The sequence below is a fragment of the Vibrio sp. GJ43-1 genome (genome assembly GCF_055808835.1).
This window is the reverse complement of record NZ_CM147884.1, coordinates 939,785-953,278: the sequence shown is the minus strand read 5'-3', so window position 1 is coordinate 953,278 and position 13,494 is coordinate 939,785. Positions and strand designations below refer to the sequence as shown.

General features: G+C 45.7%; 9 protein-coding genes and 5 pseudogenes. 4 read left to right on the top strand and 10 right to left on the bottom strand.

What is annotated here, in order from left to right; translation table 11 throughout:
• Nucleotides 1-43: 43 nt before the first annotated feature.
• Nucleotides 44-621 (bottom strand): annotated as a pseudogene (gene lpcA, locus AC0L66_RS04490) (D-sedoheptulose 7-phosphate isomerase).
• 337 nt (nucleotides 622-958) lie between these two features.
• On the opposite strand from lpcA, the gene fadE reads away from it, so the two are divergent.
• Nucleotides 959-3,403: an acyl-CoA dehydrogenase FadE gene (gene fadE / locus AC0L66_RS04485; protein ID WP_473568492.1), complete on the top strand. Its 2,445-nt coding sequence runs from the start codon at nucleotides 959-961 to the stop codon at nucleotides 3,401-3,403.
• A gap of 127 nt (nucleotides 3,404-3,530) precedes the next feature.
• Here fadE and AC0L66_RS04480 read toward each other — a convergent pair whose 3' ends face one another.
• Both AC0L66_RS04480 and dnaQ read right to left on the bottom strand, forming a co-directional pair.
• A complete protein-coding gene (locus AC0L66_RS04480) occupies nucleotides 3,531-4,775 on the bottom strand; it encodes a TIGR03503 family protein (protein ID WP_473568490.1) in 1,245 nt (414 codons plus the stop codon).
• 9 nt (nucleotides 4,776-4,784) lie between these two features.
• Nucleotides 4,785-5,525 (bottom strand): DNA polymerase III subunit epsilon, encoded by a 741-nt coding sequence (gene dnaQ, locus AC0L66_RS04475; RefSeq protein WP_265674537.1) that lies wholly within the window; start codon nucleotides 5,523-5,525, stop codon nucleotides 4,785-4,787.
• A gap of 57 nt (nucleotides 5,526-5,582) precedes the next feature.
• Here dnaQ and rnhA point away from each other — a divergent pair.
• Nucleotides 5,583-6,045: pseudogene (gene rnhA, locus AC0L66_RS04470) on the top strand (ribonuclease HI).
• An 8-nt stretch (nucleotides 6,046-6,053) separates the two neighbouring features.
• On the opposite strand, the gene AC0L66_RS04465 reads toward rnhA, so the two are convergent.
• Nucleotides 6,054-6,779 carry a class I SAM-dependent methyltransferase gene (locus AC0L66_RS04465; RefSeq protein ID WP_473568489.1) on the bottom strand — a complete coding sequence of 242 codons (726 nt, stop codon included), beginning with the start codon at nucleotides 6,777-6,779 and terminating at the stop codon, nucleotides 6,054-6,056.
• Nucleotides 6,780-6,819: 40 nt separating this feature from the next.
• On the opposite strand from AC0L66_RS04465, the gene gloB reads away from it, so the two are divergent.
• Together gloB and AC0L66_RS04455 are read left to right on the top strand one after the other, a co-directional pair.
• Nucleotides 6,820-7,578: a hydroxyacylglutathione hydrolase gene (gene gloB, locus AC0L66_RS04460; RefSeq protein ID WP_265674534.1), complete on the top strand. Its 759-nt coding sequence runs from the start codon at nucleotides 6,820-6,822 to the stop codon at nucleotides 7,576-7,578.
• A 224-nt stretch (nucleotides 7,579-7,802) separates the two neighbouring features.
• Nucleotides 7,803-9,222, top strand: a pseudogene (locus tag AC0L66_RS04455) (lytic transglycosylase); the annotation flags it as partial.
• A gap of 103 nt (nucleotides 9,223-9,325) precedes the next feature.
• Here the strand turns inward: AC0L66_RS04455 and AC0L66_RS04450 are convergent.
• The 6 genes and pseudogenes from AC0L66_RS04450 to accA form a co-directional block, all read right to left on the bottom strand.
• Nucleotides 9,326-9,979, bottom strand: a complete 654-nt coding sequence (locus AC0L66_RS04450; RefSeq protein ID WP_473568487.1) for an endonuclease/exonuclease/phosphatase family protein — start codon at nucleotides 9,977-9,979, stop codon at nucleotides 9,326-9,328.
• 10 nt (nucleotides 9,980-9,989) lie between these two features.
• Nucleotides 9,990-10,172: a hypothetical protein gene (locus AC0L66_RS04445; RefSeq protein WP_473568485.1), complete on the bottom strand. Its 183-nt coding sequence runs from the start codon at nucleotides 10,170-10,172 to the stop codon at nucleotides 9,990-9,992.
• Nucleotides 10,173-10,239: 67 nt separating this feature from the next.
• Complete coding sequence (gene glnB / locus AC0L66_RS04440) at nucleotides 10,240-10,578, bottom strand: nitrogen regulatory protein P-II (RefSeq protein ID WP_250618351.1); 339 nt, start codon at nucleotides 10,576-10,578, stop codon at nucleotides 10,240-10,242.
• Between the two features lie 118 nt (nucleotides 10,579-10,696).
• Nucleotides 10,697-10,912: a c-type cytochrome gene (locus AC0L66_RS04435; RefSeq protein WP_473569184.1), complete on the bottom strand. Its 216-nt coding sequence runs from the start codon at nucleotides 10,910-10,912 to the stop codon at nucleotides 10,697-10,699.
• Between the two features lie 207 nt (nucleotides 10,913-11,119).
• Nucleotides 11,120-12,435 (bottom strand): annotated as a pseudogene (gene tilS, locus AC0L66_RS04430) (tRNA lysidine(34) synthetase TilS); the annotation flags it as partial.
• 62 nt (nucleotides 12,436-12,497) lie between these two features.
• Nucleotides 12,498-13,458: pseudogene (accA, locus tag AC0L66_RS04425) on the bottom strand (acetyl-CoA carboxylase carboxyl transferase subunit alpha).
• Nucleotides 13,459-13,494: the final 36 nt, after the last annotated feature.

The window sequence follows — 13,494 nt, the reverse complement described above, 5'->3', positions numbered from 1 at the left end:
CTCCATAACCTATTGTTCTATTGTTCGCCGCTGGATACAGCAACTATTCCATTTCTTTTTCAATCAACTGAATGATGATATGGATAATTTTAATATGAATCTCTTGAATTCGATCAGCATAGCCGAAATGTGGCACACGGATTTCAATGTCCGCTAATCCGGCCATTTTTCCACCATCTTTGCCAGTCAAGGCAATGGTCGTCATGCCTTTCTCTTTTGCCGCTTCAATCGCTTTAAGAATATTACCAGAATTACCTGAGGTAGACAGACCAAACAGAACATCCCCTTTGCGCCCTACGGCTTCAACATAACGCGAAAAGACATACTCATACCCAAAGTCGTTACTCACACAAGAAAGGTGACTCACGTCAGAAATTGCAATACCTAAGCATAACCTGGACGGTTTTCACGATAGCGCCCTGTCAGCTCTTCAGCAAAATGCATCGCATCACAATGAGAACCGCCATTACCACAAGATAAAACCTTACCGTCTTGCTTAAACGACGCCGCTATCATTTTTGCTGCAGCTTCAATTTTTGCGATGTTATCGTCATCACTTAAAAACGCATTCAAGACATCTGCTGCTTCGCTTAATTCACTTTTAATCAGATCTTGGTACATAGGGCTCTTCTCTTTGTTGCACCGATAGGTTCGGTTGTTATCGATTAACTTGAGTGTACCTATAAATCAGAGAGACTGTCGATAGCCATCACAGTTCAATCGGCTCCACATCATCAATTTTTTATGTTAATCCATTCAAAACTTCCTCAAGACAATACTCACCATATCCTTATTCTGTGATAACCAACACTTTCAAATTTTACATTTTCGCAATAATTAGTTTACAATAACAACTGGTACGACCTCCTACCTTTGCTATTTATACTTATAGAGAGGCGTCATAAATCCAATAACAACACCAAAAATCCAATAACTATACCCAGATAAAGGAACCATCATGGACATCTTGCTCTCTACTGTCATATTGCTCGGAGCGGTTGGCGTTAGCTTTTATCAACGTGCATCGTTAGCAAAATCTCTTTTACTTGTTTCTGCAGCTATGGCAATAGGAACACTACTTGGCACTTTTGGCTTTATTGCATGGAGTGTCTATGTGCTACTCATCGCGGTAACTTGTGTTCCAGCGATACGTCAAACACTCGTATCAGAAAAAGCACTCGCACTTTTTAAGAAAGTGCTGCCAGCGATGTCTCAAACAGAAAAAGAAGCACTCGATGCTGGTACAGTATGGTGGGAAGCTGAGTTATTCAAAGGCAAACCAAATTGGCAAACGCTGCAACACATCAGCGCACCTAAGCTGAGTCAAGAAGAGCAAGATTTTTTAGATGGGCCAGTCAACGAAGTCTGTGCGATGGTCAACGATTATCAAGTCACTCACGAACTTGCCGATCTTCCTGCCGACGTTTGGCAGTACCTAAAAGATCATAAATTTTTCGCCATGATCATTAAGAAACAATACGGTGGGTTAGAATTTTCCGCTTACGCTCAATCACTGGTACTACAAAAACTAACCGATGTATCCAGCGTCCTATCCTCTACCGTTGGTGTCCCTAATTCACTGGGTCCAGGTGAATTATTGCAACATTATGGAACCGAAGAACAAAAAGATTATTACTTGCCTCGTCTCGCTGTCGGCAAAGAAATTCCATGCTTTGCATTAACAAGTCCAGAGGCTGGCTCCGATGCAGGATCTATCCCTGACTTTGGCGTTGTGTGCAAGGGTCAATGGGAAGGTAAAGAAGTCTTGGGGATGAATCTCACATGGAACAAGCGCTATATCACATTAGCCCCCGTGGCAACGGTTCTAGGGTTGGCTTTTAAGCTTAGAGATCCCGATGGTCTAATTGGAGACAAAACTGATTTAGGGATCACCTGTGCGCTGATCCCTACCGACCTTAAAGGTGTGGAAATCGGTAATCGTCATTTCCCATTAAATCTGCCGTTCCAAAATGGTCCGACTAAAGCGCAGTCTCTTTTCGTTCCTCTCGATTTCATCATTGGGGGGCCTAAGATGGTACGTCAAGGCTGGCGCATGTTAGTTGAGTGTCTGTCAGTCGGTCGTGGTATTACCCTGCCTTCAAACTCCACTGGTGGCATCAAAACAGCGGCATTAGCGACAGGAGCCTACGCACGTATCCGTCGTCAATTTAAACAGCCTATCGGCCATATGGAAGGTATTGAAGAGCCATTAGCACGTATTGCAGGTAATGCTTACGTGATGGACGCGGCAAGCAGTCTAACGGTCACAGGTATCGATTTGGGTGAAAAACCATCGGTGATTTCTGCCATTGTTAAGTACCACTGTACGCACCGAGGTCAGCGCGCCATTATCGATGCAATGGACATTGTTGGCGGTAAAGGCGTCTGTCTTGGTCCATCAAACTTCCTGGCACGAGGCTACCAAGGTGCACCAATTGCGATTACCGTAGAAGGCGCGAATATCCTGACACGTTCAATGATCATTTACGGGCAAGGTGCGATTCGTTGTCACCCTTATGTCCTAAAAGAAATGGAAGCCGCCTACTCAACGCAGGGCAGCGCCGTCTCAGACTTTGACCGAGCGCTAGCTGGACACGTGTCATTTGCCATTAGTAACTTCATTCGCAGCTTATGGTTAGGCATCACTGATGGACGAGGTTCCGACACGCCTCATAAAGATGCCACGAAACGATACTATCAACAGCTTAACCGTTACAGCGCCAACCTTGCCTTGTTATCAGACGTCTCGATGGCGGTACTCGGCGGTTCACTGAAGCGTAAAGAACGCCTCTCTGCTCGTCTGGGTGATATTTTGAGTCAGTTGTATTTGAGCACGGCAGCCCTAAAGCGCTTCGATAATGAAGGTCGTCAAAGCGAAGATCTTCCGCTGATGCACTGGGGCCTGCAAGACAGCCTGAAGCAAACCGAACAAGCACTCGATGACTTTTTAACCAACTTCCCAAATAAAACTATTGGTCGCTTGTTACGCGTTGTGGTTTTACCGTTTGGCACGGTGAGAGTCGCCCCGTCGGATAAACTCGATAGCCAGGTGGCGCGAATCCTTCAAACGCCTTGCGGTGCACGTAGCCGCCTTGGCCGCGGTCAATACTTAGAACCGACGGAGTTTAACCCTGCTGGTCGTATTGAACTTGCTTTAGAAGTGGTATTAAAAGCCGAACCTATTTTCAATAAAATATGCAAAGAGTTAGGTCAACGTCGCCCATTCACGAACCTCGATAGCGTCGCTGAAATCGGTTTAGAAAAAGGCATTATTGGTCAAGACGAAGCGATGGTATTAAAAACAGCGGAAGCTCATCGTCTCTATACCATTAATGTCGACGACTTCGCATCAGAGGAACTCGCAGCAAAGCCAGTCTATCCAGCCATGGAGGAAGTGGCATAAACCGCGATAGAGAGGAAGTTGAAGATAGAGATTAGCCTAGTTTCATACTCATAATAAGATGCCAACCACACGGTTGGCATTTTTTGTTCCATAAGCCACGGAGTCGACCGCAGCGCGCCCTTACCGGTTAGCTTGGCATCTTCAGCTGCATTTCAGGGGTCACCGCACGTATTGCCCGTTTTCGTCTGACAATCCACCATACCAACGCACCCACCAGCAGCAATACCGTATTACCAACCACAATCGCAATAAACGCACGCTGTTTTACCTCTGCTCGATGTTGCGCGATTTGCGCTTCTTGCTGTGCTTTCTTCTTCGCTTCTCGAGCTGCCTCTTGCAATTCTTGTGCTTTGTTCAGGTCAATCGCTCCCACCACACTAAATGAGCGACTAGGTAAATCAAAGACGAGCTCGCGCTCTGTCACCGCCTCATCGGCATAAACATGCCCAGACCAATGATAGGTTCCCACTTCATTAAGATCGGTAAACAGTGACGTCACTTCCATCTCACTGCCATCCGCTTGAGCTTGCACAACCTGCTCACTCTCACTAGGAGAGATCAACTCAATTGATGTCGCCAAACTGCCAGCTTCGATAGTGGCCGCTTCACCACGCAGTAATAGTTGATGAGGCGAGTTTTCATCACCTTGTATAAAGCGAGTGACAAACGGGGTCGGATAGACAAACACCTCTTGCTCTAACGCCCGAAGAAATACACCATTACCCGTGGTAATTCGCACATTATACTTACCCGGCTCGATGGTAATAGGAAGTTCAACGGTAAAGATACCATCTCCAGAACGCTCATCGAGCCTAGCACCATCATCGAAAAACTCACCGATAACAATAGGAATAGGTGTTACTTTGGAGTCCTTGGCCTCTTGCTCCTCAAGGTAGCGTGTCATGACCACTTTTAAATTCACATGAGTCAGAATGCTGTCGATAATAAGCGGCGCCCCATCACTGAGAAGACGAGCAGTAAATTTCACCTTTTCACCTTGGTACAGGCGCTCAGGCAGGGTTTGCGCTTTTAACGACAGCTTAGAGACTAGTTGGATATTATTCTTCGGCGTGACTTTACCAATGGCTTGCCAAGGACCAGGCATCGGACGTTCAATCGTCACAATATCGGCGGTAGGCTCTTCAATCCAATGCACGTTGGCAGGGTGTTTCCAAGCATAGTATTTTCTGCCATCAGGGCGAACTAAAGTGACCGGACGAGAATTATCTTTGCGATAAACAAGAAACGTAATTCGCTCGACGGTTTCGTCCACGCGAAATCGGTTATCCAAAAATGACATAGCAGACTCATTGGCCATCGCTGTCCCAATGAGCGTCAACCACAGACTAAACGCTATGAAAATCCTCTGCATGCCTTTCTCCTACTGACGCCACAAACAGTTACCGCCTTTTGCTACGATATCCAAGCGCGAATTATGCGCTTCTATTTCATCGGCCGTTGCATGCAAAACCTTTAGCGCTTTTCGTCCTGTCGTTAATCTTTTGATCATTTCTGAGTCCGAGTCCCCAGATTGGCTAGCATTAAACTGTAAGTGCGTCTGCCCACCTGTCATGGCTAAATAAACGTCAGCAAGAATTTCCGCATCGAGTAAAGCGCCGTGCAATATACGTGCAGAGGTGTCGATGGTGTAATGCTTCGCTAAGGAATCAAGGTTTTTCCTGGCGGGCATGTTGGCCATACGCTTTGCCATTGCCAAGGTATCGGTAACCTTGCAATGATCTTCCGTTTTGCCAATGCTCGTATCCACCATGGAAAACTCAAGGTCCATGAAGCCCACATCGAAGGGCGCGTTGTGAGCCACCAGCTCAGCACCAGCAATGAATTCAAGAAATTCTGCATGGATTTGCTTATATTCTGGTTTGTCTAATAAGAATTCGTCCGTAATACCGTGAACGGCAATCGCATCAGGCTGGATCAGACGATCGGGCTTGATATAAACGTGGAAGTGCCTTCCGGTGAACTTTCGATTGATGATCTCAACCGCACCAATTTCTATAATTCGATGCCCTAGGTAGTGAGGACCACCTTCACGGTTCATACCCGTCGTTTCCGTATCGAGTACGATGATTCTGCGTTGTTCTGAATTGAGACTGGTATTCATGATGTTTTGTATGTCAGACTATAGAAATAAAGTTACAGACCTACATAGTATCAAATCATGGCGAAACAGGTTGAAATTTTCACGGACGGATCTTGCTTAGGTAATCCTGGACCTGGCGGGTATGGCATCGTACTGCGCTATAAACAAACTGAAAAAATTATCCAAAGGCTATCAGCTCACAACCAACAATCGCATGGAGATGATGGCGACCATCGTGGCACTTAAAACACTCAAAGAGCCGTGCAATGTCATTCTTACCACCGATAGTCAGTATGTACGTCAAGGCATTACACAGTGGATTCACAACTGGAAAAAGCGCGGTTGGAAAACCGCCGACAAGAAACCCGTGAAAAATGCCGACCTTTGGAAAGCGCTAGATGAAGAGACCGCGCGCCATTCTGTCGATTGGCGCTGGGTCAAAGGGCACGCTGGCCACCGCGAAAATGAAATGTGTGATGAACTGGCAAGACATGGGGCTGAAAACCCGACCGAAGACGATGTAGGCTATCAGCCTAGTTAGTCTTGCGTTTATCGGCGGTTCGATAATTCAAGCTCACCAAGCGTGAGCTTTTTCTTTAACTGCCAATGCGGCTTTATTGGTTTCAGCGGATACGTCCGCTTTCGAGCAACAATAAAATACAAACTCCCCATCGGTGAAGCCCAGTCCCCCACGCTACCCTCTAACCATGTCCACATGGTGCGATGTCGCTTCATCGGAAACAGCGCGTAGGTGTCAGCGTGGATCACCTGATAGTTAAGTACACTTAACCAATCACGAATTCGATTGGGCGTAAACATACGTCCACTCCATGGAAAGTTGTTGCGCCTCCAAGGCATCAAGCTCGCAAGCCCGGTAAAACTAATCGGATTAAACCCGGTGATAATAAGGTAACCATCATCGATCATCACGCGGTCAACCTCGCGCAATAAGCGATGGGGATCATCACAGTACTCAAGTTGGTGAGCAAGAATCACCGCATCAAAACTTTTTTCTAAGAAAGGTAAGTCATAACGATCAGCGATCACATTGTGCAGTGGGTTTTTAGCGTCTAAATTAACTTGATGCTGTATATTGCAGTTACAGCTTGTCAACTCACAGCTTAAGCCACCGAGTTTAAGCATATGATAACCAAAAAGCTTTGGGCACCACTCATCCAAACGAGTCTGAATAGATTCAGAAACCCATTGACCGTTGGCAAGTTCTTCCCAAGAATGGGGATGGTCGAGCTTTTTCTTGCTGCGTGCTGGCTTCATATTTTCGCGCTCTCTCTCAAAGTGAATTGGAGAAACAACAATGTTACATATCAAAAGCATACCCGCATTTAATGATAATTACATCTGGCTGATTCAAAATAACCAGAAGTTGTGCGCTGTTGTCGATCCTGGTGACGCAGAACCCGTCATTGCCTATTTAGAAAAAAATCAGCTCGAACTCACCACCATCATGATTACCCATCATCACTGGGATCATATTAATGGTATTGAAGCACTCGTCACCAAGTACCCTAATCTCACCGTAATAGGCCCAGAAAACGACGCTATTCCGTACTTAACGCATCAAGTCTCCGAAGGACACCGCATTCACTTATTTGGTGAAGAATTCTTAGTCTTAGATTTACCCGGGCATACCCTCGACCACATTGGCTATGTTGGCGACGCAAAACTATTTTGTGGTGATGTGTTATTTTCAGCCGGGTGTGGTCGAATTTTTGAAGGCACACCGGAGCAAATGTTCAACTCTTTACAAAAACTCACGTTACTGCCAGAAGAAACTGACGTGTACTGCACTCATGAGTACACGCTAAGTAATCTTGCCTTCGCCATGGCGATTGAGCCTCATAATGCTTTTCTTCATGACTATCGAGAGCAGGCCAATAAGAAACGAGTGCAAGGCATTCCGACCCTACCCACTTCTATTTCCATCGAAAAACGCATCAATCCATTCTTGCGAACCCAGCAAATAGAAGTGATGAAATCCGTTGCAAATAGAACCATCAACAACGATCCTGTGTCTACTTTTACCGCATTGCGTGAGTGGAAAAACGAATTTTAACGTTTTCCTGCTTGTATTGGCACCAACCGTATTAGTATTATGCACGACCGTTCAAGTAACCGTTTGTAGTAAAGAGTATGCATAAGAAAATCAGTTGGGCCTTAGCCCTGTTGCTGGCTGGGTGTCAAATGACTCAGCCAGATTCAAGCAGTAACACAACAGAGCCGACCAACTCTCCTTCAGAAACAGCCAAAACTACAACCACTACACCTGTTTCTGTTGAGCCTGCTGTCGCGGAACCTAAAGCCCTTACCCCGCAGCAACAAGAAGATGTGTGGAAGCGTATTGCGATGCAGCTGAAAATGCCAACGCCAGACCACGCTAAAGTCGATTACTATCGCCAATGGTACATCAAGCACCCAAGTCACCTAAAAACGGTTTCACAACGCGCTCAGCCATTCCTTTATTTAATTACCGAGGAAATTGAAAAGCGTGGGCTACCTTTAGAGTTAGCACTGCTACCTGTCGTTGAAAGTTCGTTTGATGCCTTTGCTTATTCACATGGCAGTGCCGCAGGCTTATGGCAATTCGTCCCCGCAACAGGCAAAGCATTCGGACTAGAGCAAACCTATTGGTATGACGGACGAAGAGACGTCACCGCCTCGACAACCGCAGCATTAGACTTCCTAACGCAACTTAATAAACGTTTTGATGGTAACTGGCATCATGCTATCGCGGCTTATAATAGTGGTGGTGGACGTGTAAACAGCGCCATTCGTAAAAACAAAAAACTCAACAAACCTACTGATTTCTTCTCGCTTGATCTCCCGAAAGAGACCAGCAGCTATGTGCCTAAATTACTTGCGCTAGCTGACGTACTCGCCAATCAAGAAAAGTACGGTCTCAACATCCCTGCGATCCCAAACCAACCAGCATTACAGTTGATCGATCCAGAAGAGCAGCTCGATTTAGCCATCGCGGCAAAATATGCTGGTATTTCAGTGAAAGAATTGCAAGGTTATAACCCTGCCTATAACCAATGGGCGACGGCACCATCAGGGCCACAATCGTTACTACTGCCAATAGCAAGTGTTGAGCAATTCCAAGAAGAACTAGAGAAAAACCGCGGAAAAGGCATGCGCCTGGTACGTTATAAGGTTCAATCTGGGGATTCGTTAAGCGTGATTGCACAAAAACATCAAACCACGACCAAAGTCATTCAAAAAGCGAACGGATTAAGAAATAACAACATTCGCGCTGGCCAGTATTTACTGGTCCCGACTTCAACGAAAAATGATGACATCTACGCGTTAAGTGCCTCTAACCGCCTAGCAAAGACACAGTCAACATCTCGTGGTAATTACAAGATCACCCATAAAGTCGCCAGTGGTGATAGTTTGTGGTCGATTGCAAAAGCCAACAAAGTGTCTCATCAATCGTTAGCAAAATGGAACGGCATGGGACCAAGAGATACCCTTCGTATTGGGCAAGAAATTGTCATTTGGAAAGACCAGTCAAATGGTGCCATCATTCGAACGGTATTTTATTCGGTGAGAAGTGGCGATACCGTCAGCGGCATTGCGCATAAATTTAATGTTCCGCACTAATGACGTCGTCAAATGGAATAGTCTTGAAAAACAGCGATACTTAAAGCCTGGCCAAAAACTCAAGCTTTATGTTGATGTCACTAAAACCAGTGCTTAATCGCTTAATCGCTTAATCTTACAAAGATAAGTCATCACTATTACTAAAGAAAAATCAAAAACGGCCTATCTAGGCCGTTTTTTTATGGGCTACTCACAACTCATCAATCAAGACGAAACTCGGCCATCATGGGGTTATGATCCGATGCCGTGGATGGCGGTGAGGATGAAGACAATAGCGTCATTCCGCGATAAAAAATATGGTCTAGCGGCAAACCAGTAATAAAGCGCTTTCGGTTATCATCTTTAAAGGTCACTTCTTTAATGTGGTACTTTTTGAGCACACCGCGCAAAACCTCAAGACGTTCCTCGCTCCAGCTATTAAAGTCCCCAGCAATCAACAGCGCACCTTTATGGCTAATTAGCACCTGTTTAAACGACTCTAACTGCGCCTGATATTCCTCAGTCCCGACCGTAAAGTTAACAGAGTGAAGATTTACGGTAATGAGTTTTGTCCCATTACTTAATACGTACTCTGCATATAAGCCCGATTTAGGTAAGCGCAACCATGGTTCAACTTGCAAATTAGCACACGCAATTGACGGCATGTGAGTACTAAGATTAAGCACGCCTGCAGACACATCAAAGGCCTTAAAAGCGCTGGCTTGCTGGCCACTCCAACTGGATTCCTTTAGCCATTGCAAAAAAGACGCGTCGAGGTTTGCCTCTTGCAACAACGCAAGCTGCTTACCCTTAGACAAACGTTCCAGCTCAGACAATAAGTTTTCACGGTTCTGCTTATAGATGTTCCAAACCAATATATTCAACCTACACGGCATCATCGATAGCTTGCGCACTATCGCTTTGATAACATTTAAGCTCTGTGGCGACGTTACCGCTATGAATGGACGTCACTTCAGGGGTAGCTCGCGTAGTAAAAATCAGCTGGAAACCGCCGAACATCATTAGGGTGACAACAAAGACTCCCCATATCAGCCACTTCACTTTCATTTGTTACGACCTCCCAATAAAAAAAGGAGTAGATAACTACTCCTTTTTACAGTGTATCCGAATTGGATTAAATTGCGTCTTCATCTTCCTCGCCAGTACGAATACGTACTACACGATCGATATCGGTAATAAAGATTTTACCATCACCAATTTTGCCCGTCTGAGCGGTTTCAATAATAGTATCAACACACTGGTCCGCAACATCGCTAGAGACAACAATCTCCAGTTTCACTTTAGGAAGGAAGTCCACCATATACTCTGCACCGCGGTAAAGCTCGGTGTGTCCTTTCTGACGCCCAAACCCTTTAACTTCAGATACCGTCATACCTGTGATACCCACTTCTGCTAGCGCTTCACGTACGTCATCTAGCTTAAAAGGTTTGATAATCGCTTCAATCTTTTTCATGTTCTTCCCTTACATCACTTTTATGTCGATATTATCTGGTAGCCAGTAAAAACAATCAATCAAAACAAAAAAGCCCGAAGGACAACTTCGGGCTCTAGATTAGAATTTTTTGTAATAATTACTTCAAGCTTGCATAGTAAGCGGCAACATTAGCGATGTCTTCATCGCTAAGCATAGAAGCCTGAGCTTGCATCACTGCCGCTAAGCCACCATTACGATCTTTGTTTTTGTATGCCTTAATGGATGACACTAAATATTGTTCGTTCTGACCTTTAAGGTGTGGATAACCCGGTATCACAGCCATGCCATCGGCTCCGTGACAAGCGGCGCAAATCGCTGCTTTTGCCTTACCTGCTTGTACGTCAGCCGCTACTGCGGTTCCACTTCAAAACACTGACAGCGAGTGCTGCACCTATCACGAATTTATTCATTGCATTACCTTTTTGCTATTTCCATATATACCAGATAACAAGTTATCGGAGACGCCTTCCCGTATCTGGCGATTTATTATGCTTACGATTGTGACATGAAATTGGTTCACTTTGTCCCAAATTAGTTCACAATCTGAACCATAAAAAGCTTTATCGACAAATAAGTTAGCCACCGCTACCACTTTCTCATTGGCCATTAAGATAGGCAAACGACGACGCTGCCAACTTGGTATTCTGTACTCTTGATATAATTTTTTCATTTTCCGCGAACCGCGGCGCCCCTGAGGATGAGCACTGAGACCTTCCGGATTAAACGTGACAGTGACGGGCGCCGTTAGCGCTGAGCGATTTAATGTCATCGTTGTCTAGTTGAGTAGCACTGATAACACGCAGCACTCCCCAAATCATCGGGCAAAGGTAACTTGCTCGATAAGTCCCAACATTGCGAACTCCCCGACACATCTTGACTATGAGTAACCCAATATAATTGCCCATCAAAGCGCCTTATAGAGCCTGAGGTTAACTTCAACTCTGGATTCGCATCATCTTGGGCGCAGGCCACTTCTTGCCAAAGTACCTGTAACTGCCGCTCACTAGGAAGCGCGACTGACAGCAACTCCAGCCACAGCCTCAACAAATAATCACGCTTCACAGCGGACAAGGGCGTCAATGCTGATATGGATAGTCCACCCAACGCGCCAAGCATCGCGTCCAGCTCTGGGCGCAGCATTTCATGAAGTAACGTTTCTTGCTGTGCACATAAACGAGCACTTCGATGTACAGCATGAGCAAAACTCGGCCAACGATGATTAAGAATAGGCAGCACTTGATGACGAAGAAAGTTACGATCGAAACGCGTATCCTCATTGCTCTCATCCACGACCCATTCAAGCTTTTCTTGCTGAGCAAAAGAGGCAATAGCCGATTGAGAAGTTGTCAAAAGAGGGCGAACAAGACGCCCTTTTCCCCAAGCCATATCCTCTGCCATTGAGGATAACCCCTTCGGTCCGCTCCCACGTTTTAGCGCCAGTAAAAACGTCTCGGCTTGATCATCTAAATGCTGCCCTGTTAATAAAACATCATCCGCTTCAACATATTGTCCTAACGCGTGATATCGAGCGTCGCGCGCAGCCTTTTCCACACTTTCTCTATCACTAAGACTAAGCTGCACTCTCTCTGCCGCAAACGTAATTCCCTCTTCAGAAGCCCAACGCTGACAGTCCGCTAGCCATCGCTCAGCGTTATCACTCAGCCCATGGTGAATGTGAACCGCAGGACATTGTCGGGTCGGGTGTTGCTTGGCATAAATAGCAAGCAATCGCAATAATACGCGCGAGTCCATACCACCACTCAACGCGAGAATAATCTTAGAGCTATCGATTAATGACGCAGATAAAGCGTTTGAAAATTGCTGATAAAGTGCCATTGCTGATCCTAAAAACAAATAAAGCGAGCCTATGCTCGCTTTATTATACTAATGAGATGGACTTAACAGTAGCCGTAGCTCATTAAACGCTTATAACGACGGTCAAGCAACGAGTCATGATCCAGCTGCTCCAAGTCTTCAAGTTGACGTAATAGCGTTGCCTTGAGGGTTCTCTGCCATCTTAATTGGATCACGATGTGCGCCACCCAGTGGCTCTTCGATGATATCATCAATAAGCTCAAGCTCTTTTAGTCGAGGGGCAACTAAACCCATCGCTTCAGCCGCTTGTGGGGCTTTGTCTGAATCACGCCATAAAATAGACGCACAACCTTCTGGTGAGATTACCGAGTACGTTGAGTACTGAAGCATATTCACGTAATCACCCACACCAATGGCTAATGCGCCGCCAGAACCACCTTCACCAACAACCGTACAAATGACTGGCACTGTCAGACCAGACATCACTTTCAGGTTTTTTGCGATCGCTTCAGATTGGCCACGCTCTTCCGCGCCAACACCAGGGTAAGCGCCAGCGGTATCAATAAAAGTAATGATCGGCATTTGGAAGCGCTCAGCCATTTCCATTAAGCGCAATGCTTTACGGTAACCTTCTGGCTTTGGCATACCAAAGTTACGCTTCACTTTTTCTTTCGTTTCACGACCCTTTTGATGACCAATAATCATCACTGGACGACCGTCTAGTCGCGCCATACCACCAACGATAGCTTTATCGTCAGCAAAAGCACGGTCACCCGCTAGCTCGTCAAACTCTGTAAACGCGTGTTCGATGTAATCCAGCGTGTAAGGGCGCTGAGGGTGGCGAGCCAATTGTGCAACTTGCCATGCACCTAAATCACTAAAGATCTTCTTTTTAAGCTCTAGGCTTTTCTTTTCTAGTTGTTCAATTTCTTTGTCTAAATCAATCGCGCTATCACCACCATGGCGAGATACATCGCGCAAGGCTTCGATTTTAGCTTCTAGTTCTGCAATTGGCTTTTCAAATTCAAGAAAGTTCAAGCTCATCAATGAATCCTTTTCGATTCAGTCCTCGGATAGTGT

Bases quoted from the DNA above. Each gene is read 5' to 3' on its own strand.
- gloB (WP_265674534.1), top strand. From the start codon at position 6,820: ATGTTACATATCAAAAGCATACCCGCATTTAATGATAATTACATCTGG.
- fadE (WP_473568492.1), top strand. From the start codon at position 959: ATGGACATCTTGCTCTCTACTGTCATATTGCTCGGAGCGGTTGGCGTT.
- AC0L66_RS04480 (WP_473568490.1), bottom strand. From the start codon at position 4,775: ATGCAGAGGATTTTCATAGCGTTTAGTCTGTGGTTGACGCTCATTGGG.
- AC0L66_RS04465 (WP_473568489.1), bottom strand. From the start codon at position 6,779: ATGAAGCCAGCACGCAGCAAGAAAAAGCTCGACCATCCCCATTCTTGG.
- AC0L66_RS04445 (WP_473568485.1), bottom strand. From the start codon at position 10,172: ATGAAAGTGAAGTGGCTGATATGGGGAGTCTTTGTTGTCACCCTAATG.
- glnB (WP_250618351.1), bottom strand. From the start codon at position 10,578: ATGAAAAAGATTGAAGCGATTATCAAACCTTTTAAGCTAGATGACGTA.
- dnaQ (WP_265674537.1), bottom strand. From the start codon at position 5,525: ATGAATACCAGTCTCAATTCAGAACAACGCAGAATCATCGTACTCGAT.